Annotated in this window: 26 protein-coding genes; 22 read left to right on the top strand and 4 right to left on the bottom strand. The window is 62.2% G+C overall.

Going from position 1 to position 26,936, the window contains the following annotated elements:
* Nucleotides 1–44 precede the first annotated feature (44 nt).
* The 8 genes from RBA41_RS24810 to RBA41_RS24775 are packed head-to-tail and all read left to right on the top strand — an operon-like array spanning nucleotide 45 to nucleotide 8,852.
* A complete protein-coding gene (locus tag RBA41_RS24810; protein ID WP_306626905.1) occupies nucleotides 45–2,750 on the top strand; it encodes a tetratricopeptide repeat protein in 2,706 nt (901 codons plus the stop codon).
* Nucleotides 2,747–3,520: a glucose-1-phosphate cytidylyltransferase gene (rfbF, locus tag RBA41_RS24805; RefSeq protein WP_306626904.1), complete on the top strand. Its 774-nt coding sequence runs from the start codon at nucleotides 2,747–2,749 to the stop codon at nucleotides 3,518–3,520. Before RBA41_RS24810 ends, rfbF begins: the two co-directional genes overlap by 4 nt.
* A 5-nt stretch (nucleotides 3,521–3,525) precedes the next feature.
* Nucleotides 3,526–4,587: a CDP-glucose 4,6-dehydratase gene (gene rfbG, locus RBA41_RS24800; protein ID WP_306626960.1), complete on the top strand. Its 1,062-nt coding sequence runs from the start codon at nucleotides 3,526–3,528 to the stop codon at nucleotides 4,585–4,587.
* Nucleotides 4,584–5,825: a class I SAM-dependent methyltransferase gene (locus tag RBA41_RS24795; protein WP_306626903.1), complete on the top strand. Its 1,242-nt coding sequence runs from the start codon at nucleotides 4,584–4,586 to the stop codon at nucleotides 5,823–5,825. The genes rfbG and RBA41_RS24795 overlap by 4 nt, the downstream gene beginning before the upstream one ends.
* On the top strand, nucleotides 5,825–6,385 hold the full coding sequence (gene rfbC, locus RBA41_RS24790; RefSeq protein WP_306626902.1) for a dTDP-4-dehydrorhamnose 3,5-epimerase: 561 nt from the start codon (nucleotides 5,825–5,827) through the stop codon (nucleotides 6,383–6,385). Before RBA41_RS24795 ends, rfbC begins: the two co-directional genes overlap by 1 nt.
* 21 nt (nucleotides 6,386–6,406) lie before the next feature.
* Nucleotides 6,407–7,567, top strand: coding sequence for a DegT/DnrJ/EryC1/StrS family aminotransferase (locus RBA41_RS24785; protein ID WP_306626901.1), 1,161 nt, complete (start codon nucleotides 6,407–6,409; stop codon nucleotides 7,565–7,567).
* Nucleotides 7,564–8,196 (top strand): GNAT family N-acetyltransferase, encoded by a 633-nt coding sequence (locus tag RBA41_RS24780; protein ID WP_306626900.1) that lies wholly within the window; start codon nucleotides 7,564–7,566, stop codon nucleotides 8,194–8,196. The genes RBA41_RS24785 and RBA41_RS24780 overlap by 4 nt, the downstream gene beginning before the upstream one ends.
* 8 nt (nucleotides 8,197–8,204) lie before the next feature.
* Nucleotides 8,205–8,852 (top strand): LbetaH domain-containing protein, encoded by a 648-nt coding sequence (locus RBA41_RS24775; protein WP_306626899.1) that lies wholly within the window; start codon nucleotides 8,205–8,207, stop codon nucleotides 8,850–8,852.
* A gap of 69 nt (nucleotides 8,853–8,921) precedes the next feature.
* Here the strand turns inward: RBA41_RS24775 and RBA41_RS24770 are convergent, their stop codons facing one another.
* Together RBA41_RS24770 and RBA41_RS24765 are read right to left on the bottom strand one after the other, a co-directional pair.
* Nucleotides 8,922–9,941 (bottom strand): hypothetical protein, encoded by a 1,020-nt coding sequence (locus tag RBA41_RS24770; protein ID WP_306626898.1) that lies wholly within the window; start codon nucleotides 9,939–9,941, stop codon nucleotides 8,922–8,924.
* A 224-nt stretch (nucleotides 9,942–10,165) separates the two neighbouring features.
* Nucleotides 10,166–11,149, bottom strand: coding sequence for a hypothetical protein (locus tag RBA41_RS24765; RefSeq protein WP_306626897.1), 984 nt, complete (start codon nucleotides 11,147–11,149; stop codon nucleotides 10,166–10,168).
* 389 nt (nucleotides 11,150–11,538) lie between these two features.
* On the opposite strand from RBA41_RS24765, the gene RBA41_RS24760 reads away from it, so the two are divergent.
* From RBA41_RS24760 to RBA41_RS24695, 14 genes are all read left to right on the top strand, one after another.
* The gene (locus RBA41_RS24760) at nucleotides 11,539–12,981 is read left to right on the top strand and encodes a flagellin N-terminal helical domain-containing protein (protein WP_306626896.1); all 1,443 of its coding nucleotides are present in this window, start codon (nucleotides 11,539–11,541) and stop codon (nucleotides 12,979–12,981) included.
* Between the two features lie 388 nt (nucleotides 12,982–13,369).
* Complete coding sequence (locus RBA41_RS24755; RefSeq protein ID WP_306626895.1) at nucleotides 13,370–14,812, top strand: flagellin N-terminal helical domain-containing protein; 1,443 nt, start codon at nucleotides 13,370–13,372, stop codon at nucleotides 14,810–14,812.
* A 323-nt stretch (nucleotides 14,813–15,135) separates the two neighbouring features.
* Nucleotides 15,136–16,578, top strand: a complete 1,443-nt coding sequence (locus RBA41_RS24750) for a flagellin N-terminal helical domain-containing protein (protein ID WP_306626894.1) — start codon at nucleotides 15,136–15,138, stop codon at nucleotides 16,576–16,578.
* A 71-nt stretch (nucleotides 16,579–16,649) separates the two neighbouring features.
* On the top strand, nucleotides 16,650–17,021 hold the full coding sequence (locus tag RBA41_RS24745) for a flagellar protein FlaG (protein ID WP_306626893.1): 372 nt from the start codon (nucleotides 16,650–16,652) through the stop codon (nucleotides 17,019–17,021).
* Between the two features lie 155 nt (nucleotides 17,022–17,176).
* Nucleotides 17,177–19,186: a flagellar filament capping protein FliD gene (gene fliD, locus RBA41_RS24740; protein WP_306626892.1), complete on the top strand. Its 2,010-nt coding sequence runs from the start codon at nucleotides 17,177–17,179 to the stop codon at nucleotides 19,184–19,186.
* 26 nt (nucleotides 19,187–19,212) lie between these two features.
* A complete protein-coding gene (fliS, locus tag RBA41_RS24735; RefSeq protein ID WP_306626891.1) occupies nucleotides 19,213–19,659 on the top strand; it encodes a flagellar export chaperone FliS in 447 nt (148 codons plus the stop codon).
* A 9-nt stretch (nucleotides 19,660–19,668) separates the two neighbouring features.
* The gene (locus RBA41_RS24730; protein WP_306626890.1) at nucleotides 19,669–19,995 is read left to right on the top strand and encodes a flagellar protein FliT; all 327 of its coding nucleotides are present in this window, start codon (nucleotides 19,669–19,671) and stop codon (nucleotides 19,993–19,995) included.
* Between the two features lie 11 nt (nucleotides 19,996–20,006).
* Nucleotides 20,007–21,230 carry a flagellar hook-length control protein FliK gene (fliK, locus tag RBA41_RS24725; protein WP_306626889.1) on the top strand — a complete coding sequence of 408 codons (1,224 nt, stop codon included), beginning with the start codon at nucleotides 20,007–20,009 and terminating at the stop codon, nucleotides 21,228–21,230.
* A complete protein-coding gene (locus tag RBA41_RS24720) occupies nucleotides 21,223–21,585 on the top strand; it encodes an EscU/YscU/HrcU family type III secretion system export apparatus switch protein (protein ID WP_306626888.1) in 363 nt (120 codons plus the stop codon). Before fliK ends, RBA41_RS24720 begins: the two co-directional genes overlap by 8 nt.
* Nucleotides 21,569–22,327 (top strand): flagellar brake protein, encoded by a 759-nt coding sequence (locus tag RBA41_RS24715; RefSeq protein ID WP_306626887.1) that lies wholly within the window; start codon nucleotides 21,569–21,571, stop codon nucleotides 22,325–22,327. Before RBA41_RS24720 ends, RBA41_RS24715 begins: the two co-directional genes overlap by 17 nt.
* Nucleotides 22,328–22,485: 158 nt before the next feature.
* Nucleotides 22,486–23,637: a hypothetical protein gene (locus tag RBA41_RS24710; RefSeq protein WP_306626886.1), complete on the top strand. Its 1,152-nt coding sequence runs from the start codon at nucleotides 22,486–22,488 to the stop codon at nucleotides 23,635–23,637.
* A gap of 325 nt (nucleotides 23,638–23,962) precedes the next feature.
* Nucleotides 23,963–24,835: a hypothetical protein gene (locus tag RBA41_RS24705; protein ID WP_306626885.1), complete on the top strand. Its 873-nt coding sequence runs from the start codon at nucleotides 23,963–23,965 to the stop codon at nucleotides 24,833–24,835.
* A gap of 91 nt (nucleotides 24,836–24,926) precedes the next feature.
* Entirely contained in the window at nucleotides 24,927–25,589 is a 663-nt protein-coding gene (locus tag RBA41_RS24700; RefSeq protein ID WP_306626884.1) for a hypothetical protein, read from the top strand.
* A 12-nt stretch (nucleotides 25,590–25,601) separates the two neighbouring features.
* Nucleotides 25,602–26,051 carry a hypothetical protein gene (locus RBA41_RS24695; protein WP_306626883.1) on the top strand — a complete coding sequence of 150 codons (450 nt, stop codon included), beginning with the start codon at nucleotides 25,602–25,604 and terminating at the stop codon, nucleotides 26,049–26,051.
* Between the two features lie 191 nt (nucleotides 26,052–26,242).
* On the opposite strand, the gene RBA41_RS24690 is transcribed toward RBA41_RS24695, so the two are convergent.
* Nucleotides 26,243–26,551, bottom strand: coding sequence for a hypothetical protein (locus RBA41_RS24690; protein ID WP_306626882.1), 309 nt, complete (start codon nucleotides 26,549–26,551; stop codon nucleotides 26,243–26,245).
* Entirely contained in the window at nucleotides 26,535–26,933 is a 399-nt protein-coding gene (locus RBA41_RS24685) for a CPBP family intramembrane glutamic endopeptidase (protein WP_306626881.1), read from the bottom strand. The genes RBA41_RS24690 and RBA41_RS24685 overlap by 17 nt, the downstream gene beginning before the upstream one ends.
* Between the last annotated feature and the right edge of the window lie 3 nt (nucleotides 26,934–26,936).

Genomic DNA, 26,936 nt, shown 5'->3' with positions numbered 1-26,936 from the left:
ACCGCCCCCCCGCTCCCCTCACCCAGGATGACTGACCGCGCCCCATGAAAAAACCCGCTTCCTTCGCCCCGCCCTCCCCCCTGGACATCGCCATGGAGCATCACCGGGCGGGACGGCTGGACCAGGCGGAAGCGCTGTACCGCAAACTGGACGGCAGGGCCGACGCCCTCCACCTGCTCGGCCTGCTCCACCAGCAGCGCGGCCGCCACCAGGAAGCCATCGACGCCCTGGGGCGCGCGATCGACAAGGCGCCGGCCAACCCGGCCTGTTATTTCGCGCTCGATGCCAGTTGCCGCGCCCTGCACATGCTGCCCGAGCTGCAGGCCAGCTACGAGCGCCTGCTGACACTGGCGCCGGACAATGCCGAGGCCCACCTGCAGCTCGGCCACGCCCTGCGCGACGGCGGCCAGTTGCCCAACGCGCTGGGCAGCTACCTGGCCGTGCTGGCGCTGCAGCCGGAGCACGCCGAGGCGTACAGCAACCTGGGCGACACCTTGAAGCTCATGGGCAACCTGGACGAAGCCCAGGTCTGCTACGCCAGGGCGCTCGAACTGCGCCCCGGCTTTGCCGAAGTGCACAACAACCTGGGCGAGCTGTACCAGCAGCAAGAACAGTGGGACTTGTCGGCCGCGCATTTCGAGGCCGCCCTGGAACAGCAGCCGGAGCTGGCCGCGGCCCACTACAACCTCGGCGTCACGCGCCAGGCCCAGGGCGCGCTGGAAGAGGCCCTGGCCTGCTACCGGCGCGCCCTGGCCATCGACCCGCGCTTTGTCCAGCCGTACAACAACATGGGCATCGCGCTCAGGGAACTGGGCCGCCTCGACGAAGCGGTTGCCGCCTACCAGGCCGCGCTGGCGCTGGCGCCCGACTTTGCCGAAGCGCTCAACAACTTCGGCGGCGCCCTGCTGGAACGGCAGGAAACCGAGGCGGCGATCCAGCGCTTCCAGCACGCCGTCACGGTGCGCCCCGACTACGCCGAGGCGTACTGCAACCTCGGCATCGCCTACAAGGCCAGCTACCGGCTCGAAGAAGCGCTGATCTGCTTCGAGAACGCGGTGCACCTGAAACCCGGCTACGCCGAGCCGTACGCCATGCTGGCATTGACCAACGCCGACCTGCAGCGCCACGTGCAGGCGCTGGCCTGGTGCGAAAAGACCCTGGCCATGTGGCCCGACAGCGCCGCCGCCCACTTCAACCTGGGCGTGGCGTTCGCCAACATGAACCGCCTGGGCGAAGCGATCGCCTCGTTCGAGCAGGCGATCTTGCGCAAACCGGAGTTTGCCGACGCCTGGAACAACCTGGGCGTGGCCTACAAGGAACAGGGCCGCTACGACGAGGCGGTCAGCTGCTTCGAGCAAGCCATCGCCCTGCGCCCCGGCTTTGCCGAAGCCTTCAACAACCTCGGCAGCGCGCTGAAAGACCAGGGCAAGCCCGACGCCTCGCGCCTGATGTACGAGCAAGCCATTGCGCTGGCGCCCAACTATGCGGCGGCCCACAACAACCTGCTGCTGTCGATGCAGTACGCGGCCGGCATCACCCAGGAACAATTGTTCGCGCTCCACCTGCGCTTCGCCGCCCAGTTCGAACCAGGCCTGGCGGCCCAGCGCTTCCAGCACGCGCCCGGCCTCGATCGCGCCAGGCGCCTGAAAATCGGTTATGTGTCGCCCGACTTCCGGCGCCACGCGGTCGCGTTTTTCATCGAACCGATCCTGTCCCGGCACGACAAAGCGCAGGTCGAGGTGTTCTGCTACTACAGCCATGTGATCGACGATGAATTCACGGCCCGCATCCGCGCCGATGCCGACCACTGGATCCCGTGCCGCAGCATGTCCGACCAGCAGCTGGCCGAGCGCATCCACGCCGACGGCATCGACATCCTGGTCGACCTGGCCGGCCACACGGCCGGCAACCGCCTGCTGGCGTTCGCGCGCAAGCCGGCGCCGGTGCAGCTGACCTACATCGGCTACCCGTCCACCACCGGCTTGAGCACGATGGATTACCGCCTGACCGACGCCTTTGCCGAGCCGCCGGGCCTGAGCGAACACTTTAACGTCGAAACCCTGTGGCGCCTGCCGGAAGTGTTTTGCTGCTACGCCGCGCACGCCAACAGCCCGGCCGTGATCGACCATCCGCCGCATGAAGACAATGGCTACATCACCTTCGGCTGCTTCAACAATTACGCCAAGGTGAGCGACCCGGCCATCGTGCTGTGGGCGGCGATCTTGCAGCAGGTGCCGGAAGCGCGCCTGATGCTGGAAATCCTGGGTCTGGACAACCCCGGCATGCGCGAAGGCGTGCAGGCGCGTTTCGCGGGCCTCGGCATCGACCCGGCGCGCCTGATCCTGATCGCCAACGACCGCAAGAACCAGTTCGTGCTGTACAACCGGATCGACATCGCGCTCGACCCCTTCCCCTGCAACGGCGGCACCACCAGCTTCGACACCCTGTGGATGGGCGTGCCCTTCGTCACCCTGGCCGGCAGCAATTTCATCTCGCGCCTGGGCGTGACGATCCTGCACAACGGCGGCCTCGACGAGCTCATTGCCGACGACGAAGAGGCGTATATCCGCATCGCCGCCGGACTCGCGCTCGACCCGGCCCGCCTGCGCCAGTTGCGCAGCGGCCTGCGCGAGCGCACCCGCGCCAGTCCGCTGATGGACATGGAGCGCTTCACGCGCCATCTGGAGCAGGCCTACCGCGGCATGTGGGAACAATGGTGCAACACCAGCAATGAAGGAGCGCTGTCATGAAAGCCGTCATCCTGGCCGGCGGCCTGGGCACCCGCATTCTCGAAGAAAGCCATCTCAAGCCCAAGCCGATGATCGAAATCGGCGGCAAACCGATGCTCTGGCACATCATGAAAGTGTTCTCGCACCACGGCGTGAACGAATTCATCATCTGCGTCGGCTACAAGGGTTACCTGATCAAGGAGTTCTTTTCCAACTACTTCCTGCACATGTCGGACGTCACCTTCGACATGCAGAACAACCGCATGGAAGTGCACGAACGGCATGCCGAACCGTGGCGCGTGACCCTGGTCGACACGGGTGCGGACACCCTCACCGGCGGGCGCCTGAAGCGCGTGCGCGAATACCTGGAACCGGGCAAACCGTTCTGCTTCACCTATGGCGACGGCGTGGCCGACATCGACATCGCCGCCGAAATCGCCTTTCACCGCGCGCACGGGCGCCTGGCCACGGTGGCCGCCGTGCAGCCGCCCGGGCGCTACGGCGCGCTGGTGCGCCAGGGCGAGGCCGTCACCGCCTTCATGGAAAAGCCGCAGGGCGACGGCGGCTGGATCAATGGCGGCTTTTTCGTGCTGCAGCCGGACGTGGTCGACCTGATCGATGGCGACGATTGCAGCTGGGAAGTCGAACCCATGCAAGCGCTGGCCGCGCAAAACCAGCTGATGGCCTACGAACACGCCGGCTTCTGGCAACCGATGGACACCCTGCGCGAAAAGAACATGCTCGAAGACATGTGGCAGTCCGGCACGGCGCCATGGAAGGTGTGGGCGTGAGCGGCATGGACGCGCTCGCGCAGGCCTTCAAGGGGCGGCGCGTGTTCGTCACCGGCCACACCGGCTTCAAGGGCGCGTGGCTGTGCCTGTTCCTGGCGCGGCTGGGCGCGCGCGTCACCGGCTATTCCCTGGCTCCCTCCGGCACCCCCACCATGTTCGAACTGGCGGGGGTTAGCGACACCCTGGAGCGCCACCACATCGCCGACGTGCGCGACCAGGCGGCTTTGACGCGCGCCATGGCCGACGCCGCGCCCGAGCTGGTGCTGCACCTGGCGGCCCAGGCGCTGGTGCGCCACGGCTACGCCGATCCGGTGACAACCTGGTCGACCAACGTGATGGGCACCGTGCACGTGCTCGAAGCGCTGCGCGCCTGCCCCGATGCGCGCGCGGCGCTGGTGGTGACGACCGACAAATGCTACGAAAACCAGCACTGGCCATGGGGCTACCGCGAAAACGATCGCCTCGGCGGGATTGACCCGTACAGCGCCAGCAAGGCCGGCGCCGAACTGGTCGCGCACAGCTACCGCGGCAGCTTTTTTGCCGCCGGCGGCCCGCTGATCGCCACCGCGCGCGCGGGCAACGTCATCGGCGGCGGCGACTGGAGCGTCGACCGCCTGATTCCCGACGCCGTGCGCGCCATGCAGCAGGGCAGCGCGCTGCCGGTGAGGAGTCCCCACGCCACCCGGCCCTGGCAGCACGTGCTCGAACCGCTGCACGGCTACCTGCTGCTGGCCGCCCGTCTGCTCGCGGGCGACACGTCCTGCGCCGGCGCCTACAATTTCGGCCCGGACGCCGCCGACAACATCTCGGTCGCCACCCTCTTGAGCAGCTTGCAGGAACACTGGCCGCAACTGGCCTGGCGCCTCGACGGCGAACAGCATGCCGCCAAGGAAGCCGCCCTGCTCTACCTCGATTCGAGCAAGGCGCGCCAGGAACTCGGCTGGCAGGTGCGCTGGCCGCTGGCGCTTGGCATCGAACAGACGGCCGCCTGGTACGCCGCGGCCGCGCGCGACCCCGGCGGCGCGCGCGCTTTCACCGAACAGCAACTGGAACACTTCTGCGCATGAACAGTCCCGCCCGCTCCTGCCGCGCCTGCGGCGCCGCTCTCCACCACAGCTTTGCCGACCTGGGCCTCTCGCCCGTGTCGAACGCCTTTGTCGAGCCGGACAAAGCGGCCGAGGGCGAGATGTTCTATCCCCTGCACGCCATGGTGTGCGACCACTGCTGGCTGGTGCAACTGGCCGACACCACCCGCGCCGAACTGCACTTCCACGCCAACTACGTGTATTTTTCCTCGTTTTCGAGCAGCTGGCTGGCCCACGCGCGCGCATACGTCGAACAGATGACGGCGCGCCTTGGCCTGGACGGCTCCAGCCGCGTGATGGAAATCGCCAGCAACGATGGCTATCTGCTGCAGTATTTCCAGCAGGCAGGCATTGCCTGCCTCGGCATCGAACCGAGCGGCAACACGGCGGCGGCGGCGCGCGCGCGCGGCATCGACACGCGCGAACTGTTCTTCAACCGCGCCACGGCAGGCACGCTCGCGGCCGAGGGCGAACAGGTCGACCTTTTACTGGGCAACAACGTGCTGGCCCACGTGCCCGACCTCAACGATTTTGTGGGCGCCATGCCGGCCGTGATGAAACCCGAGGCGGTGGTGACGCTGGAGTTTCCCCACCTGCTGCGCCTGATCGCCGACCAGCAATTCGACACGATTTACCACGAGCACTATTCCTACCTGTCCCTGCTGGCCCTGATGCCCGTGTTCGCCCGCGCCGGCCTGCGCGTATTCGACATCGAGCACCTCCCGACCCACGGCGGCAGCCTGCGCGTGCACGCCTGCCTGCAAACGGCGTCGCACAGCACCACGGCGCAAGTGGAAGCTTGCCTGGCGCTGGAACAGGAAGCCGGCCTGGCGCGCCTGGACACCTACGCCGCTTTTGGGGAACGCATGCGCGCCACCAAGCGCGCGCTGCAGCGCTTCCTGATCGACGCCAAGGATGAAGGCAAGACCATCGCCGCCTACGGCGCCGCCGCCAAGGGCAATACCCTGCTCAACTACTGCGGCATCGGCACCGACATCATCGATTACGTGGTCGACAGCAATCCCGCCAAGCAAGGCCGGCTCTTGCCCGGCAGCCGCATTCCCGTGCGCGCGCCCGAGGCGGTGTTTGAAACGCAACCCGACTACCTCTTGATCCTGCCGTGGAACATCAAGGAAGAATTGATGACCCAGATGGCCGGCATCCGCGGCTGGGGCGGGCAATTCCTGCTGGCCAACCCGCACATTCACGTGGTGGCCTGATGCAATTCCACCCTACCCCGCTGGCCGGTGCCTTTCTCATCGACATCGAACCCGTCGAAGACGAGCGCGGCCTGTTTGCCCGCACCGTCTGCGAGGACGAGTTCGCGCGGCACGGCCTGGTGGGGCGTTTCGTGCAGCAAAGCGTTTCCTGGAATCCCCACCCAGGCACCCTGCGCGGGCTGCATTTCCAGAGCGCGCCCGACCAGGAAATCAAGCTGGTGCGGGTAACGCGCGGCGCCATCTTCGACGCCATCGTCGACCTGCGGCCTGGCTCCGCGACCTACGGCAAGGAATTCCACACCGAACTGTCGGCCGGCAACCGCCGCCAGTTGTACATTCCCGCCGGCATGGCGCATGGCTTCCAGAGCCTGGAAGCCGATACCGAAGTGCTCTACCAGATGAGTACACCGTTCCGCCCCGCCTCCGCAGGCGGCCTGCGCTGGGACGATCCGGCGCTGAACATTCCCTGGCCCGTGTGCGCATCACGCAAGATCTCCGACAATGACCGGGCATGGCCGACCCTGGCCGCCCGCACGCTCGCCCTGACCCTGAACCTTTAACCTGCTTTGTGAAGGATTGCCATGATCCCCGTATTTAAGCCGCTGATCGAAAAAGAAGAAATCGACGCCAGCCGCGAATCGCTCGAAATGGGCTGGCTCGGCATGGGCAGCTACGTGTCCGGTTTTGAAAACAAGGTCAAGGAAATCCTGGGCACGGAAGAGCGCTACGTGGCCGCCTTGAGTACCGGCACGGCCGGGCTGCACGTGGCCTTGCTCATCGCCGGGGTCGGTCCGGGCGATGAGGTCATCGTCTCTTCCTTTAACTGCTCGGCCGACTTCCAGGCAATTTCATGGGTGGGCGCCGAAATCGTCTTCTGCGACTGCCTCGACGCCACCCTGGCGATCGACATGAAACAGGCGGCCAAGCTCGTCACGCCGAAGACAAAAGCCATCATCGTCATGGATTACGATTGCATCCTCTGCGATCACGATGAAATCGCCGAATTCGCAGCCATACACAAGCTGCGCGTGATCCACGATGCCGCGCATTCCTTCGGGTCCAAGTACAAGGGTAAACCGGTCGGCAGCTTTTCCGACATCTGCGTGTTCAGCCACGACCCGGTAAAAACCATCACCTGCCTCGACGGCGGCACGATTGTGGTGAAAACCAGGGAAGAACTGGCCATGGTGCACGAACTGCGCCTGCTCGGCATGCAGCAGCCGGCCTCGGTCATGTACCAGAACCAGCGCGCCTGGACGTTTGATGTCGAACGCGTCGGCTACCGCTACCACATGCTCAATATGCACGCCGCCATCGGGCTGGCGCAGCTGTCCAAGCTGGAGCTGATCGCCAGCAGCCGGCGCGACGCCTGCATCAAATACAACGCGCTGCTGGCCGGCGTGACGCAGGTGCGTACCCCGCTGACCGACTTTGCCGATGTTAATCCGTTCCTGTACTACATCCGCGTGCCGGCCGAGGACCGCGATGAGCTGCGCAAGTTTCTGAAGGAAAACGGCGTCGACACCGGCATTCACTGGCAGCCGGGGCACTGGTTTTCGCTCTGGAAAAACTGTCGCGCGGGCGACCTGAGCGTGACCGACCGGGTCGGCAATGAAATCCTGTCCCTGCCGCTGCACTCGCGCATGGACCTGGCCCTGGTCGATGAAGTGTGCCGCCAGATCGGCCTGTATTTCTCCGGGACGCCGGCCGCCGGGGCGCCGGCCGCCGGGACGCCGGCATGAACGGGCAAGCCCTGTTCGCCGCCTACAAGCAGGCGGCCGGTGCCGGGGCCGACCTGGTGATCCCGGTGGGCCGGCCGGTCGAAGCCCTGCTGCGCCCGATCGCCACGGCCAGCGTCCACATCAACCTGGACGATGCGCGCCTGCTCAGCGAGTGGCGCAACCGCTTCGTCAAATCGTTCCTGACCGAATTCGACTCGCACGAAACGCGCACCGCGAACTGGCTGGCCACAGCCGTGGCGCGCGATCCCGGCAAGATCCTGTTCATGGTCGACACCCTCGACGGCCGCCCGGTCGGCCACGTGGGGCTGGGATTCATCGACTGGGACAAAGGCTACGTGGAGGCTGACGCCATCGTGCGCGGCGGCGACTGCCGCAAGGGCTTGATGACGCTCGCGCTGCAGGCGCTGCTGCACTGGGCGCGCGCGGGTCTCGGGCTGGACGATGCCTGGGTGCGGGTGCGTTCGGACAACCCGGCGGTGGCGTTTTACGCGAAAGCCGGCTTTGGCGAGGTCAAGCGCGTGCCGCTGGCCAGCAGCAGCGCGGACGGCCAGGTCACGTGGGTTGAAGATCCGACGGCAGGCAGCGATGCCCCGGCGCTGGTGTACATGCGCTATCAGGCACCGGAGTAAAACAGCGCATGGCGAACGAACACTTGAGCGCTTACACCTGCCAACAGGTCACGACCTTTTTCCCGGGGATGGAAGCGGCCGTGCTGCAGCGCGTTATCGCGACGCATTGGGACACGGCGATGGCGCGCCTGCAAGCGTGCATCGACAAGGTGAAGATGTGGCCGCAGGGGCAATTCAACTATCTCAATTCGAGCCAGTACTGCCAGTATTTGTATTTCCTGTCGAATACGATATGGCGTGAAGAGCGCAGCGAAGAGGCGCTGGGCGTGGCGACGCGCCTGTTCCTGCTCAACAAGGCGCTCAACGGTATCGATTTGTTCTACGAGATCGCATTGCCGGAGGTGTTTTTTATTGGGCACTCGGTGGGCATCGTGCTGGCCAAGGCGACGTATGGGAACTACCTGGTGCTGTATCAAAATTCCACGGTCGGCAAGAACCACGGCGTGGCGCCGGTGCTGGGGGAAGGCGTGATCCTGTATCCCAACAGCGCCATCATCGGGCGCTGCCGTGTTGGCGACAACACCACGGTCTCGCAGGGCACCGGCGTGATCAACCGCGACACGCCGGGCGACTGCATGGTATTCGCAGGCACGGCGGGCGAACTGACCGTCAAGCCATCGAAACGCCGCCTGATCGACGACTTCTTCCGCTTCTAAAACATTTCTTAATCGGGGTCAGACCTCCGACTCGAAACATTTCTTGAACGGGCAAACAGGCCCACGGTGTCAGCGCAGGCCAGCTGACAGGCTCGTATTGGCCTCGTTCCTGATCTTTTGGCGATGGGCATTGTATTTCTCAATCACCGCCGCTTCCCGTGTTGCGGCATCGTCCAGGGCCGCGGACAGCCGTTGGTAGGTGGCAAGTTCGGCGTCGCTGGAAAACACCAGCGTTTGTTGGTGAAGCTGCATCTTGCCGAGCCGGGACTGGGCGAAATCGAGCAGGCCACCCACGCCGTCGATCATTTCCTTCTGAACCGCGGACAACTCCGCGTTGAGTTCGAGCGTCTTCTCGCCAATCCGTACCACGTTGCTCATCTGCATATTGCGATAGCGTTCCGGGATGCGCGCCGTACGCAGATATTCCCGGCCTTCCTCGACGGACGCCTTGGCCAGCGTGTCGCGCTGTTCGATGAGCTGCCTGAAGCGCACGATCTGTATCCGCGCAGCATCAATACCCTTGCGCGACATGAAGCTTTCCGGGGTCAGCCCGTCCAGGGATATCTTCCCGAACTCCTTTTCCAAGCGCTCGCCTTCGGCCATCTGGCGCTTGAGCACGGCACCTAGCCCATCCAGGAACGCGACAAGCTCGCGTGCCTCTTCACTGGCGGGCGCGGGCGCCGGCGCGCTGCCTTGCTGCCCCGTCTGGTTCATGGTCGCTAGCAGTTGCCGCTGCGCGGAGTTCATTGCCGCCTGGTCCTGGTGCGTTCCCACCACATTGCCCACGCCGGCCAGGAACAGCAAAAACGCCACCACGAACTTGGCCCTCACCATCTGGCGCGCAGGCCGTTTCCCCAGGAAAAACCGGAGTGCACCCAGCACAATCGCGGCCGCAAGCACGACGCCAAATAATTTCCCGGCCATTTGCGCATGGCTCTGCCCGCCAGGATTGGCCAGGCGCGGCAGAAAAATCGCCGCCGCGAGGGTGAGATTGGCAACGCTGTTGACGGTGCGCTCCGGCGTTTGCAGCGCCTTTTCATCGGTATGCATGTTTGTACGGTTGAAATTGATAAGTGAAACGCCACGCATGGCGACTGTGCCGGCGCAGCATGGGCGCCACGGCCATGGAAGAGCCCATCCTGACTTTTGGCGGCGCGCGTCGTCGTGACCGGCCCTCCCGTTCTGCGTGATGCAGGCGGTGCTGCTGCCAGGGAGGGCTACGGATGTCACAATGTTTCTAATCAGAGCTCTGACCCCGGTTGTCGGAGGTCTGAGCTCGGCCGTCGGATTTGTCTGGCCAGTCCTGAGCTGTCTTAGCGGAGGGCGGGACCGAGCTGCCTGGCGGCGTCGCGCTTGGTCTTTTCCAGATGCGCGTTGAATTGCTCGACCACCGCCGCTTCGCGCACGCCAATCTGCTCCAACGCCGCGGACAAGCTGCGGTAGGTGGCGACGTCGCGCTCGCTGGCAAACATCAGCTTGCCATTCTGGAACTTCGCTTTGCCGAGCTGCGACTGGCCGAAGTCGAGCACGTCGTTCACCCCCTTGATGAATTCCTTGCCGACCGCGGACAAGGCCGCGTTGTGCTTGAGCGTCTCCTCGCCCACCTTGGCCCTGGCGCTCGATTCGCTGCGGTATTGTTCCGGCACCTTGGCCGTGCGCACATAGGTGCGGCCTTCCTCGACGGCGGCGACGATCATCTTGTCGCGCTGGTCGATCAGCTCGACGTAGCGCGCCATTTTCGCGCGCGAATCGGCAATTCCCTTGCGCGAGGTGAGCGTCTGCGGCGTCAGCAAGGTGCTCATGTCGATTTTTTCGAATTCCTTGTCCAGCAGTTCGCGCTCGGCCACCTGGCGTTTGAGCAGCGCGCCGGCGCCATTGACGAACGCCACCACCTGGCGTGCTTCTTCACTGGCGGCCTGCGGTACCGCCGGCCCGCTTGGCTCGCCCTTTTCGTTCATGGTCGCCACCAGGCTCTGGCTCGCCGCGCGGATCGCGCCGATGTCGCGCTTCATCGCGCCGATTTTACCCAGCGACATCAATATCAGGACGATCGCGACCACCAGCTTGGCGCATGCCATGCGCAGCGGCGGATGCGTCTTCAGGATGCCTTTGAGCAGCAGCAGGATGATGAATACCGCAACCAGGCTGCCGCCGATGAAACCCCCGGCCATCTCGGCGTCGCCGTTCCCCTTCATGACTGCCCAGACGGGAAGGAGGAAGCCGATCGCCAATGCAATGTTGGCAAGAAGGTTCACGCGCGAAACGGTCTCGTCCGGCGGGTTGTCGCTGTAATCCATGTTGAGTTTTCCGAAAGGGGTAATGTTGTATGGCAATGTCAGGCGGCGATTTTACCTGTTCCGGATAAATACGATGTTGTATGGAAATAGCATTTTTATCCAGGCCACATCACTCAGGAGCGCCCGGACAGCGTTCCACAGCGCAAAAACAGGGCCGCAATTACCTTTATTTGGCCCTCAAGTTCTGGCGGACGCTGCCGTCAAGCGCCCCGACCCGGGCCCGCTTGAGGGGCGAAATAAAAAATATACCTGCCTGATATCACTAAACTTTCCGCCAGGTAACCCGTTACAAAAAAGGACTGCGGTGTGATTGTCCCGGACCGAAGGGGCAGACCAAAGCGAAGGCAAGTTGCCAACATGAATAAGTAGTATCTGCAAGGAGTATTACCATGAGCGTAATCAACACCAACGTCGCATCGCTGAATGCACAACGCAATCTGGGCACCTCGGCCTCCGCACTGTCGACCTCGCTCCAACGCCTCTCTTCCGGCTTGCGTATTAACAGCGCCAAGGACGATGCCGCCGGCCTGGCCATTTCGGAACGCTTCACCTCCCAGATCCGCGGTCTCGATCAAGCCAAGCGCAATGCCAACGACGGCGTTTCGATGTTGCAAACGGCTGAAGGTTCTTTGCAATCGACGGGCAACATTCTGCAGCGTGTACGTGAACTGGCTGTGCAGTCCTCGAATGCGACGAACTCCGCTGGCGACCGCAAGGCGATCCAGGCTGAGGTCGGTCAACTGTTGTCGGAAGCCGACCGTATCTCCCAGACGTCGGAATTCAACGGCCTGAAACTGCTCGACGGCAGCTTCGGTACCGCCACCTTCCAGGTTGGCGCCAACGCCGGCCAGACGATCCAGGCAACCACCGCCAACTTCCGTACCAACAACTACGGTAACAACGAGTTGTCGGAAAAAGCGCCAACCACCCTGGCCACCACCGGCACCGCCTACACCGCCGGCTCGTTCGCCCTGCAAGGCCTGGCCACGTCGAACATCGCCGTGACCGCGACCGATACCGCCCAGTCGCTCGCTTCGACCATCAATGGCGCCACCTCGACCACCGGTGTGACCGCCACTGCCAAGACCGAAGAAGCGGTCAGCCTGACCGCCGCCGGCGTGTACTCGCTGGCTGTCACGTCCGATAACAGCACTGCCGCCAACGTCACCTTCACCGTTGGCGCCGCACTCAACGCTTCCGGCCTGGCATCGGCCGTCAGCGCCTTTAACGATGTGTCGTCCAAAACCGGCGTGACCGCCAAGCTCAATGATGCCAACAACGGCCTGGTCCTGACCAACTCCGCTGGTAACAACATTACCCTGGCTAACAACAGCGCGGCCGCTTCGGTGACCGTCGGCTCGATCGACTCGGCCGGCGTTACCGGCACCACCGCCGCTGTCGCCACCGGCGCTACTTCGACCTCGATGGGTTATGTGTCGATGAACTCAGACAAGGGTTTCTCGATCGGCAGCAGCGGTTCGACCGCCTTTACCGCCGGCGGCGCCGCCAAGCTCAATACCGTCTCCGGTATCGATGTCTCGACCGCCAAGGGCGCATCGGATGCACTGAAAGTGCTGGACTCGGCCCTGGCCAACGTCAACAGCCAGCGCGCTTCGTTCGGCGCACTGCAGTCGCGCTTCGAAACGGCTGTCACCAACCTGCAGTCGACCTCCGAAAACCTGTCTGCCTCGCGCAGCCGGATTCAGGATACCGACTTCGCTTCGGAAACAGCCAAACTGACGCGCGGCCAGATCCTTCAGCAGGCAGGTACCGCGATGCTGGCCCAGGCCAACTCGCTGCCGAACGGCGTGCTGTCCCTGCTGCGCGGTTAAGCACCAGGTAGCGCCAAGTAATAACAGCCTTGCATCCCCGGTCGGCCCCTGGCCGGCTGGGGAGTTTCACTTCAGCAGCAAATCATTGTCGTACATGCAATAAAGCCGCGGCGCAATGCCGGCTTATCTTCTTCCTGGCCTCGTTCATGAGCCGCCAAATAGATTTATTTTGCCCTCAAGTTTGGCGAAACGCTGTCGTCTGGCGCCGTGCCTGCGCACGCCTTGAGGCCCAAAAGAAAAAATATACACCCGAAATCCCCCTAAACTTTCCAGACCGCAATCCGTTACATATAAGGACTGCGGTGTGATTGTCCCGGAACAAAGGGGCACACCAAGGCAAACGGCACGGAGCCAACATGAATAAGCAGTAACTGCAAGGAGTAATACCATGAGCGTCATCAATACCAACATCTCGTCCCTGAATGCACAACGTAACCTGAGCACCTCCGGCTCCGCCCTGGCGACTTCGCTGCAGCGCCTGTCCTCCGGTTTGCGTATCAACAGTGCAAAAGACGATGCGGCTGGCCTGGCCATTTCTGAACGTTTCACGTCGCAAATCCGCGGCCTGGATCAAGCCAAGCGCAATGCCAACGATGGTGTGTCGATGCTGCAAACGGCGGAAGGCTCCCTGCAATCGACCGGTAACATCCTGCAACGTGTGCGCGAACTGGCTGTCCAGTCGTCCAACGCCACCAACTCCGCCGGCGACCGCAAGGCGATCCAGGCTGAAGTCGGCCAGCTGCTGTCGGAAGCGGACCGTATCTCGCAGACCTCCGAATTCAACGGCCTGAAACTGCTCGACGGCAGCTTCGGCACCGCTACTTTCCAGGTTGGCGCCAATTCCGGCCAGACCATCCAGGCCACCACCGCCAACTTCCGTACCAATAACTACGGCAACAACGAACTGTCGGAAAAAGCGCCAACCACGCTGGCCACCACCGGCACCGCCTACACCGCCGGCTCGTTCGCCCTGCAAGGCCTGGCCACCTCGAACATCGCCGTCACCGCGACCGACACCGCCCAGTCGCTGGCGTCGACCATCAATGGCGCTTCGGCCACCACCGGCGTGACCGCCTCGGCCAAGACCGAAGAAGCGGTCACCCTGACCGCCGCCGGCGTCTATTCGCTGGCCGTCACGTCCGATAACGCCACCGCCGCCAACGTCAGCTTCACGGTCGGCGCCGCCCTCAATGCCGGCGGCCTGGCAGCGGCTGTGAGCGCCTTTAACGATGTCTCGTCCAAGACCGGCGTCACCGCCCGGCTGAACGACACCAACAGCGGCCTGGTCCTGACCAACGCTTCCGGTAACAACATTACGCTGGCTAACAACAGTGCGGCCGCTTCGGTAACCGTCGGCTCGATCGACTCGGCCGGCGTCACCGGCACCACCGCCGCTGTCGCCACCGGCGCCACCTCGACCTCGATGGGTTATGTGTCGATGAACTCGGACAAGGGTTTCTCGATCGGCAGCAGCGGTTCGACCGCCTTTACCGCCGGCGGCGCCGCCAAGCTCAATACCGTCTCCGGTATCGACGTCTCGACCGCCAAGGGCGCGTCCGACGCACTGAAAGTGCTGGACTCGGCCCTGGCCAACGTCAACAGCCAGCGCGCTTCGTTCGGCGCACTGCAGTCGCGCTTCGAAACGGCTGTCACCAACCTGCAGTCGACCTCCGAAAACCTGTCCGCCTCGCGCAGCCGGATTCAGGATACCGACTTCGCTTCGGAAACAGCCAAACTGACGCGCGGCCAGATTCTGCAACAGGCAGGTACCGCGATGCTGGCCCAGGCTAACTCGCTGCCGAACGGCGTGCTGTCCCTGCTGCGCGGTTAAGCACCAGGTAGCGCCAAGTAATAACAGCCTTGCATCCCCGGTCGGCCCCTGGCCGGCTGGGGATTTTCACTTCAGCAGCAAATCCCGGCAGTAAATTCTTGCCTCACATGCAATAAGGCGGTGGCGTCATGCCCGCTTATTCGCTTCCCTGGCCTCGTATTGAGGCCCAACATAAAAAATATACCTCCATCCCTCCCTAAACTTTCCCAAACGCAATCCGTTATATATAAGGACTGCGGTGTGATTGTCCCGGACCGAAGGGGCAGACCAAAGCGAAGGCAAGTTGCCAACATGTACAAGTAGTATCTGCAAGGAGTATTACCATGAGCGTCATCAATACCAACGTCGCATCGCTGAATGCACAACGCAATCTGGGCACCTCGGCCTCCTCGCTGGCGACTTCGCTGCAACGCCTCTCTTCCGGCTTGCGTATTAACAGCGCCAAGGACGATGCCGCCGGCCTGGCCATTTCGGAACGCTTCACCTCCCAGATCCGCGGTCTCGATCAGGCCAAGCGCAATGCCAACGACGGCGTGTCGATGCTGCAAACGGCTGAAGGCTCCCTGCAATCGACCGGTAACATCCTGCAGCGTGTGCGCGAACTGGCTGTCCAGTCCTCGAATGCGACGAACTCCGCCGGCGACCGCAAGGCGATCCAGGCTGAGGTTGGTCAACTGTTGTCGGAAGCCGACCGTATCTCCCAGACCTCGGAATTCAACGGCCTGAAACTGCTCGACGGCAGCTTCGGTACCGCCACCTTCCAGGTTGGCGCCAATGCCGGCCAGACGATCCAGGCCACCACCGCCAACTTCCGCACCAACAACTACGGTAACAACGAGTTGTCGGAAAAAGCGCCAACCACCCTGGCCACCACCGGCACCGCCTACACCGCCGGCTCGTTCGCCCTGCAAGGCCTGGCCACCTCGAACATCGCCGTGACCGCGACCGATACCGCCCAGTCGCTGGCTTCGACCATCAATGGCGCCACCTCGACCACCGGTGTGACCGCCACTGCCAAGACCGAAGAAGCGGTCAGCCTGACCGCCGCCGGCGTGTACTCGCTGGCTGTCACGTCCGATAACAGCACTGCCGCCAACGTCACCTTCACCGTTGGCGCCGCACTCAACGCTTCCGGCCTGGCATCGGCCGTCAGCGCCTTTAACGATGTGTCGTCGAAAACCGGCGTGACCGCCAAGCTCAATGATGCCAACAACGGCCTGGTCCTGACCAACTCCGCTGGTAACAACATTACCCTGGCTAACAACAGCGCGGCCGCTTCGGTGACCGTCGGCTCGATCGACTCGGCCGGCGTTACCGGCACCACCGCCGCTGTCGCCACCGGCGCTACTTCGACCTCGATGGGTTATGTGTCGATGAACTCGGACAAGGGTTTCTCGATCGGCAGCAGCGGTTCGACCGCCTTTACCGCCGGCGGCGCCGCCAAGCTCAATACCGTCTCCGGTATCGATGTCTCGACCGCCAAGGGCGCGTCCGATGCGCTGAAAGTGCTGGACTCGGCCCTGGCCAACGTCAACAGCCAGCGCGCTTCGTTCGGCGCACTGCAGTCGCGCTTCGAAACGGCCGTCACCAACCTGCAGTCGACGTCGGAAAACCTGTCTGCCTCGCGCAGCCGGATTCAGGATACCGACTTCGCTTCGGAAACAGCCAAACTGACGCGCGGCCAGATCCTTCAGCAGGCAGGTACCGCGATGCTGGCCCAGGCCAACTCGCTGCCGAACGGCGTGCTGTCCCTGCTGCGCGGCTGATCGGCCCCGCTTCGTTACACTCCCCGGCCGCTTTTTGCGCGCCGGGGAATTTTCGTTAAAGGAATACGGTCATGGAACTTCGCCCCTTGGACAACACCGCAGCCGCTGCTCCGCTGCGCCCGGCCGCCCCCGAGAGCGGCGCGGCCACCGCCGCCAGCCGGACGGCACCGCCGGCCGCCGCCGGCAAGACCGAGGCCGCCAGGGAAGCGGCCGAACCCGACCCGGCCGAAGTGACCAAGGTGGTCGGCGAAATCAACGTGGCGATGCAGGCGCTGTCGCGCAATATCGAGTTTTCGATCGATGCCGACAGCAAGCGCACGGTGGTCAAGGTGATCGACCAGACCACCAAGGAAGTGATCCGCCAGATGCCTACCGCCGAGGCGCTCGAGATCGGCAAGGCGCTGGAAAAAGTCCAGGGTTTGCTGATCAGGCAGGTCGCCTGAACCCATCCGTACGGCCCATCGTTAGATGCCGGCAAGAATTGATGCAAATAGGCATAAATCGGGGATAAACCGAACAAGCACCGGATTACCCCTCTAAAGTATGGATAGAAGATGCCGTTAACTTAGTATATTCATGCTTTTACCAGGAGGCGTTCGTGGCCATTTCATCCGTCAGTTCAGGCGGCTCTATCGACGTCAACGACATCGTCAATAAACTGATGATGGCGGAGAGCCGGCCTTTCGTCGCCATGCAGGACAAGGAAAAGGCGTACACGGCCAAGTTGTCGGCCTACGGTGCCCTCAGCGGCGCCCTGGGCGGCTTCCAGACCGCCGTCAGCGGCTTGTCCGACCCGACCAAGTTCAAGACTGTCGGCGCCTCCTCGTCCGATCCGGCCGTGCTCACCGCAAGCGCCGCCAAGGATACCGTCAAGGGCAGCTACAGCGTCAACGTGACCCAGTTGTCGCAGGCGCAGACGCTGACCGCGGCCGGCCAGGCCAGCACCACGGCGCTGATCGGCAGCGGCGCGGCCACCACGCTCACCTTCGAATTCGGCAGCATCACGGGCGGCACCCTGACCAACGGCGCCTACACCGGCGCCGCGTTTGCCCAGGATGCCACGCGCTCGGCGCGCACCGTGACCATCGATTCGAGCAACAACTCGCTGCAAGGCATCCGTGACGCCATCAACAAGGCCAACGTGGGCGTAACCGCCAGCATCATTTCGGATGGCAGCGCCAGCCCCAACCGCCTGGTGCTGACCTCGTCGCAGACCGGCGAAACGTCGAGCATGCGCATCGGCGTGTCGGGCGACGCCGACATCGGCAACCTGCTGGGATATGCCGCCGACGGCACCCAGAACATGACGCAGAACAGCGCGGCGCAAAACACCAAGCTGTCGATCAACGGCGTGGCCATCAGCAGCCCGGGCAACAATGTCTCGGAAGCGATCCAGGGCGTGACCATCAGCGCGCTCAAGATCGGCACCAGCACCGTCAACATCACCAGCGACAGCACGGGCGCGAAGACGGCGCTGAACAATTTCATCAAGTCGTATAACGAACTCAACAGCACGATCGCCGGCCTGACCACGGCCCCCAAGGCCAGCGAAGGCAAGAGCGCCGGCGTGCTGCTGGGCGACTCGACCACGCGCAACCTGCAATCGAGCCTGCGCAAGATGTTCTTCACCCCGGTGCCGGGCATGGATGGCGACATCAGCAGCATGAGCCAGCTCGGCGTGTCGTTCCAGGCCGACGGTTCGCTCAAGCTCGACAATACCAAGCTGCAGAAAGCCCTCGACAGCAACCTGGAAGACGTTTCCAAGCTGCTCAGCACGGTCGGCTCGACCACGGACAGCCTGGTCAGCTTCGTCAGCTCCACCACCAACAGCACGGTCGGCACCAAGAACCTGGTGATCAGCCAGCTGGCGACCCAGGGCAGCGCCAAGGGCAGCGTCGCCGCCGACACCAGCATCACCAAGGGTGTCAACGACCAGTTGTCGCTGACCATCAACGGCGTGACCTCGAGCGCCACCCTGCTGGCCGGTAACTATTCGGCGGCCAGCCTGGCCAGCCACGTGCAGTCGATCATCAACGGCGCGGTCGGCGCGACGGGCGCCAGCGCCACCAGCGGCACCGGCGTGTCGGTCAAGCAGGAAGCCGGGATCTTCACGATCACCTCGAACAAATACGGCTCGACCTCGAAAGTGGGCATCAGCGGCAGCGCCGCGGCGAGCCTGCTGGGCACCCAGACCCTGGTCGACGGGCTCGACGTGGCCGGCACCATCGGCGGCGCGGCCGCCACCGGCAGCGGCCAGAACCTGACCGGCAACGCCGGCTCGGCCAGCTCGGGAATCCAGGTGCAGATCACCGGCGGCGCCATCGGCGAGCGCGGCACCGTGAATATCTCGAAAGGGGCCGGCGCCCAATTTACCGAGCTGATCGACAGCTTTCTCAGCAGCAAGGGCACGATTCCGAGCAAGAACGCCGGCATCAACGCCAGCCTGGCCGATATCGCCAAGCAGCGCGTGGCACTCAATGTGCGCCTGGCCCAGACCGAAAAAGACTTGCGCCGGCAATATTCATCGCTCGACGTGACCCTCTCGGGCATGAGTTCGACCAGCAACTTCCTTGCGCAGCAGCTCGCCGCCCTTAGCAACCTTCGATAGCGTACGACAGAAAGAGGACATTAATTATGTTTGGATCTCCCAACAGGGGCGCGAGCAGCTATGCCAAGGTCGGCCTGGAAACCAGCGTGGTGGCGGCGTCCCCGCACAAACTGATCGTCATGCTGTTCGACGGCGCCCTGGTGGCGGTGCTCAGCGGTCTGATGCACATGAAGTCGGGCAATATTCCGGAAAAAGGCAAGGCGATCTCGAAAGCCATCCAGATCATCGACAATGGCTTGCGCGCCAGCCTCGACAAGAAAGCCGGCGGCCAGATCGCCGAGAACCTCGATTCGCTGTACGAATACATGAGCGCGCGCCTGCTGGCCGCGAACCTGAAGAACGATATCGAGATCATGGTCGAAATCCAGGGCTTGCTGACCGAGCTGCGCGAGACCTGGAACGCCATCGGCGCCGCACCGGCCGCCATTCCCGACGTCGCGCCAGTGCGCATTTCCAACCTTGTGAGTGCCTGAACCATGACCATGACCAACGATGACGTGCTGTCGACCTACGAAGCGATGCTGGCCCTGTCCGAACAGATGGTGGCCGCCGCCGAAAGCGGCGAGTGGGACGAACTGAGCCTGCTCGAAAAACGGGTCGGCGCCCACGTGCGCACCCTGGAAGCGAATGACAGGCAGATCGTGCTCGAAGGCGCCAGCCGCGTCAAGAAAGTGGCGATCATCAAGCAGCTGCTGGCCTACGACCGCATCATCCGCGACCTGACCACCCCGTGGATGGCGCAACTGTCGCAACTGATCAACAGCAGCGGCACCGCGCGCCGTCTGAATAACGCCTACGGCGGCGTCTAGTCGCGCTCGCGATGCTGGCGCGCACGGACGGCCCGGCGGTGCATGCGGTCGGCAAGGTCGACCCGGCCCGGCCCGCGCTCGGCGTCGGCGACATCCGCCAGGAAGCGCTCGCGCGCGTGCTGTCGACCCAGGTCGGCCAGTCGATGCAGGTGGCGATCCTGTCGAAGTTTCAAGACGGCACCTTCCTGGTGCGCGTGGCGGGCGAACAGGCCCGCATGAGCCTGCCGCAGGGCGCGGAAGCCGGCACCGAGATGCCGATGACCCTGGTAGCGGTCAATCCCCGTCCCCAGTTCCGCCTCGATAACCAGCCCGCCGCTACCGCCCAGACACCCTTGCCCGGCGCCGCCGGCCAGGCCCTGCCCGGCGGCGCCACGCCCGACCGCGCGCCGCTCCAGGCCCCCGTGCTGCCGCAGGCGCAGCCGCAGGAAAGCAAGGGCGCCAACGCCGCCAACACGGCCGGGCGCGCCACCAGCCTGGCCGCCACCCTGCTCGGCAAGTCGCCCCTGACCGCCAGCGCCGACCTGCCCGCGCTCGATGCCTCGACCCGGCCCGCCACCCTCAGCAACACCGGGCAACTGCTGGCGCGCATACTCGACATCGGCCATCCCGCCCCCGGCAAGCAGGCCGCGATTGCCGGCGCCGCGCCCCTGATCGACCCGAAACAGGGCGCGCCGGAAGCGGCCACGCTGGCGCGCAAGCTGGAAGAGACGATCAGCCGCAGCGGCGTGTTCTACGAATCGCACGTGGCCGAATGGGCCGACGGCAAGCGTCCCCTGAGCGAATTGCAGCGCGAACCGCAGATGCAGCAAGCCATGAATACGCCCGGCAACGGCACCCGGCCGGCCGCGGCCGAAGTGGCCAGCGCCCAGCTGATCAACCTGCAACTGACGGCCCAGGAACAGGCGCGCGTCACCTGGCAGGGCCAGCTGGCGCCGGGCCAGGAATTGCAATGGGAAATCCATAAGGATGCGCCGGAGCAGCGTGGACGCGGCTTTGACGACGACACCGCTCCCGTATGGCGCAGCGGCATGCGCCTGCGCTTTCCGCTGCTGGGCGAGATCGAAGCGAGCATCGTCACCACGGGCGACCGCGTGCACATCGAATTGCGCACCGGCAGCCAGGGCACGGGCGAGGCCCTGCGCGCGCGCGCCGGCGAACTGACCTCGGCGCTGGACGTGTCGGGCACGGCGCTGGCCTCGCTCATCATCCGCACGCCGGAGCCTGGCGATGGCTGAGCCGCTGCCCAAGCGCCCCCAGTCGGCGGTCGCGCTGGCCTACAACAATGGCGACCCCGCTCCCAAGGTGGTGGCCAAGGGCAAGGGCCTGATTGCCGCCCAGATCATCGAGCGCGCCAGGGACGCCGGCGTGTTCGTGCACGAGTCGAAGGAACTGGTGGCCCTGCTGATGGGCGTGGACCTGGACCGCCAGATTCCGCCCGGCCTGTATCGGGCGATTGCGGAACTGCTGGCCTGGCTATATCATATTGAAGCCGCACAAGCGGCAGGTGGCCCCCTGCCGGCCCCGCCGGACGCAGCCCTGTTCATCGACCGACCACAAGAAGCGGCAGACAAAGATGCAATCAACCAATGATTCCGATATTGAAAGCTGGCACGACTTTGAAGTCGCCTCGCGCAAGGAAATCATCGCGCTGCTGCGCAGCATCGGCGAAAAGCGCCAGCTGGTCCGCATGGTCATCCGGCGCGGCACCGAAGTGTGCGTCTCGGCCATCCTCGATGTCGATCCCGACAGCAACACCCTGACCCTGGACGGCTCGGCCGACCCGGAACAGCACCGCCGCTTTGCCAACGTCGGGCGGATGGCTTTTGAAACCTCGCTCGACAAGATCCGCATCCTGTTTTCCTCCGAGGAAGTGCAAGCCACCACCTTCGAGGACACGCCGGCGTTTACGATTCCCATTCCCGAGACCATGATCCGCCTGCAGCGGCGCGAGTTTTACCGCATGCTCACGCCGGTGAGCAACCCGGTGTCGGTGGTGATCCGGCTGGCGCAGGACGCCGGCGGCGGCACCCACGTGTTTCCGCTGGCCGATATCAGCTGCGGCGGGATTGCCATCCTCGACAACAAACTGGTGCTGGGCAACACGATCGGCCACAGCTACACGGGGTGCCGCATCGATTTGCCCGAGGTCGGCGCGGTCCAGACCACGCTGATGATCCGCAACTCGGTCGACCTGACCCTGCTCAACGACAAGACCAACCGCCGCCTCGGCTGCGCTTTTGTGGACATTTCGCGCGGTGGCCTTGCCAGCGTGCAAAAATACATCACCAAGCTCGAGCGCGAACGGAATGCGCGCCTGGCCGGCCTGGGCTGATCCGGGTTCCATTCACTGAGTCAATTCGTTCGGTCAGGCAAACTATCCGCCTGGCAGCAGCGTCATTGACCGGAGGCCAAGAGCGTGCCGATAGGCCGTCATGGCCCAGCCTGAACGAGGTATGTTTCAAGTTCACCGCGAACTTTCGGAGAATGATGATGAAACGTACACTCGTGCTTTCAGCAACGCTGGGTCTGCTTGTCGCCTGTTCCACCCCCTACCGTACGCCCGTGCTCGACGCCACGCCGGCCACTTTGCCGACCTTCTCCGGCGTGGCCGGCCTGCTCAAGCCGGAGCGCGCGCTCGACGTGCTGCTGGTGCATGGCATCTGCACCCAGGACGCATCGTGGGCCAGGGAATCGGTCACGCAGCTGTACGCCAGCCTGGGCGGCGATCCGGCCCAGGTGGCGCTCTCCTCGACCGCGGTGGCCGACACCGGCATCGTGCTGTACCGCCAGACATTGCCGCTGGCGGCCGGCGCGCTGAACGTCAACGCGATCCTGTGGTCGCCCCTGACCACGCCGCTCAAGGCCGAGCTGTGCTACGACCAGAGCGACAAGGCAGGCTATTGCCCGGCGGACCAGGCCGCCTTTCCCTACAAGCGCGCCAGGCTCAACCGGGCAGTAAAAGACAAGCTGCTCGACGATTGCCTGGCCGACGCCGTGATTTACCAGGGCAAGGCGCGCGAGGCGATCAGCCAGCGCATGCAGGCGGCGATCCTGCAGGCGCTCGGGACCGGCGGCGGGACCGGCCGGCCGTTGGTGCCGGGTGGCGGCGAGGTGCCGCCGGCGCCGATCCCGCTGGTGCTCATCACCGACAGCCTGGGCAGCAAAGTGGCGTTCGACGCCCTCTTCAAGCTCTCCACCACGCCGGAGCAATCGGCAACGGCGCTGCAAGTGTTCAACCGCATGTCCCTGATCTTCATGCGCGCCAACCAGTTGCCGCTGCTCAGGTTGGCCGAGATGGACCTGGACGGTTCCATGGCGCCACCGGGGCCGGGCGACTTTCCGGCCGATCCGATCCAGGCCTTGATCGCGCAGCGCAACGCGCAAGGCATCGGCAAGCCGACCGATGTGCCGACCGTGGTGGCGTTCACCGATCCCAACGACGTGCTCGCGTACACCCTGGTGAAGAGCCCGTTCGCCGCGCGCGCGGGGTATCCGATTATCGATGTGGTGGTGTCGAACGCACCGACCTACCTGGGGCTGATTGCATTGCCAACGAGCGCGCACACGAATTACCCGCGCAATGAGGCGGTGCGGCGCATGATTGCCTGCGGCGAGCCGGCGGCGGCGGGATGCGGCAACTGATTCCACCGCACCAATGCGGCAGGCTGGTATATGGCCCCTCCAGCCTGCTGTATCTGGTATCAAATGCAACAATCGTCAATGGCGAATTTCATCCTTTCGCTGCCTACCGAACTCTTTGGTGAGCACCTCCATCTCCACAGCGTCGACTTTCATTAGATTCTTCGCTTTGAAATCATTCATTTCCTCAAATAAATTGCACAAAAAGATTGATTATCTTTAATTTTTTTAACGCGACATTTTTCAAAAACATGATTAATAAAACTTCTCGACGACGCTAAAAATTTTGTGTATATTTTATAGAAATTAAATATACCAAAATAAGATAATGAACAAAGTTTCCCTAATGATTTTCGTCACGGTGGCATTGCCAGTCGGATGGCTATTGACGCAAGTCGAGTGGCCAAAAACCATTAATATTCACAAAAAAAATATTTCTTCGGAGATTTTTTCTGAGCCCGGCAAGAAAATTGCCTCTTTCCCAATCAACGATGACAACACGTGCAGCTCAACAAAAACTCCTTTACTCGTCCCCTTAAAGCTCAGAAATGTCTTGATCAATGACCAGCTGGAAACAGCGCAAACGGACAGCTTTCTCAGTCCGGCTTCCATCATTCAGAAGGCTGAAAATGGCGACAGCATTGCCGCGATCGCGCTATTTCAGATGATTTCCTCATGTTATCCAACCCCGAAAAATCTCGTTGATACGAGGATCGCGCCTCCAAAAGGATGCCCGCAGCTGGATCGGAAATACATAGAGAATCGTTTTTCATTACTGGAAAGGGCAGCACTAAATAATGACCTTGCGGCACAAACCACTTACGCCATCAATGCACCCGCGTTTGCAAAAAACTTCATGCAATCGGGCACAAATGATTCGACCTGGGAGGCGCAGCGCCTGAAAGAAAATGCGGAAAAATTCGCTGTGGCTGCCGCCGCGGCAGGATCGCGGGAGGCGACCTATTTTCTTGCTCGCGCATACACAGACGGAACATTCGGCTCGCGAGATCTGGCAGCCTCCTATGCTTACACCCTACCATTACAGCGCCAGGAACCATCTAATAAAATGGATGAGCAAATAGAATATTTGAAAAACAATATTACCTCCCAACAAAGAAAAAAAGCTGAATTATTGATTTCCGGATGCGTTGCGCCGACCGATGGCACGACTCTTAACAATCCGTTTAGTAGCCAGCCATAAATATTCCACGGATAGAAATTTTCATATACTTAGGACTCAACACAACTACAGTCTGCGAATTTTATTTTTATAATCTTTTCAGGAAAATAGCATGAAACCAAGTAATCATATCTTGAAGGCCGCCCTGCTTTGCATCATTTTTTTAACTCTGCATACTTCTGGTCACACAAGTGTAATTAGTCCCCCAATCCAGGGAAAAAATATTGGCGACCTGGTATTGCCAATGACCAAAGATCCTGTGTGTCCAGAAGGCGGCGAAGCAGAGGCATGTCAGGTAGAGACTGGAGGAGGCGGAGGAGGCGGGGGCAGCTGGCCTGGTGGTGGCGGTGGAAATGGGCGAGATACAGGAGGAATCGGGGGTGGCGGTGGAGGCGGTGGTGGGGGATCTGGTGGAGGTGGAAGCCGGTCGGATGGCACTACCGGCAAATCAATGGACAACAACCGTACGCAGCCAGGTTGTAGTAGGGAGTATGATTTCATGCAAGCTACGATTGATCAGATTCACGAAACGGGGAAGCCGGTCGGCACCCAAGTACCCATCATCGTTACCGATCCCAATTACCCCGACGGCCAATGGCTTAAATATCAGGCGATCGGCATTGATCATTATTTAAGTGCCGATAATCCTGGCGTTAAAATCGTTTTTAAATTCAATATGCACTATATGTATAACGTCACCACTGGCCAAGTCCACCAAACGAAACTAAAAAATTCTTATGAGTACGACTGCATAGGATTTAAAGAACCCGCTTAATATGGAGCAACAATGTCTCGGCATGAAGTAAAAATACATAAAACCCAGGGAATCCCGGAAGACTCAATATTGCTGCGACTATCAATTCATCTCGACAGTGATGAAGATATCGAACTATACTCCGAGAATGATCGCCTCTCGATTTTCGCTCATGTTTTACGGGAATACAAAAAAAGATCGGACAAGTCTTCTTGTACCTTTTCTTTCGGATCTTTCAATCCTGCCGATGCTGGAGGCAGTGTAGTTTCTCATCTCTCGAAAAACGAATCATTCTCCACATTGACGATTGAATTTTTGAGTGAATCGGAAAAAGGAAAAATTACTCCACATCAAAATAGCGCCGCAGTGACACAGGAGGCGACCGACGAATTTATTTTTCAACTGGATAGACTGGCACTATCCAACGCCGGTACTGCCATATGGAAATTACAACCCGGCGTTATCTACGGATGTGACGACTAATTCGACAACAGCTTGGCGTAGCGCCACCCAGTTAATTATCTGCAACGAACTGGTGCTAAATGGAAACGGCAATTGAGGGCGAAGACAGGTTGGCGGTAGTAAGGCCCAGCCGGTCTTACCAACATCCGCACCGGCCCATGACACCCTTGCAGGGCAATAAGAAGAATTCACTTCCACATATCAAAACAAGCTCAAATGCGGGGAGCAAGACTACGGACAATGTGTCCGATGCGCCGTTTTAGCGAAACCACATCCGTGACCTCGGCACGCTCGACCGGCTCGTCCCAGTTGCGATCTCTCACCAGCATGAGCAGAAAGCGGCCATGCTCATCGAACGACGGAGTCCAGCCGACGTCCAGCACCAGATCGTCGGAAAAAACAATCTGCAGCAGGTCTTCCTTGAGATAGTCGACATGCTGGGCCGCATCGAACATCTCGGGAAGAAAAGAAATGTCGTCGAACACGACCACGCCCTGCCCTATATCAATATTCCAAAACATCAGTGCCTTTCCAGTGATCAATCACTTTGCGCTCATTTGCCGCACTGAGCGGCCGCACATGCAGTACACGATACAAAAACGCCGCCCCCGCCGCCCCCGCCGCCCCTGACAACATCGCGATCAGCCAGGACGAGGATGCGAACTGCGGCAAACCCTCCTGCGCAACGCACAAGGTGCTATACGCGGCATGGAGCCCTATGCAGGGCAGCAAGGACTTGGTGCGCTCATACAGCCAGCCGAGAAACACCCCGATGATCACGGCGCCGACATATTGATAGGTATTCATGTGCGCAAAGCCGAACATCCCGGCCGATGCCAGGATGGCGGCCCATTTCGGATATTGGCCCAGAAAGCTACGCAAGATAATTCCGCGAAATAGCATCCC

It is taken from the genome of Massilia scottii (assembly GCF_030846495.1).
Classification (GTDB): Bacteria; Pseudomonadota; Gammaproteobacteria; order Burkholderiales; family Burkholderiaceae_D; genus Telluria_A; species Telluria_A violaceinigra.
This window is presented reverse-complemented; position numbering and strand designations above follow the sequence as displayed.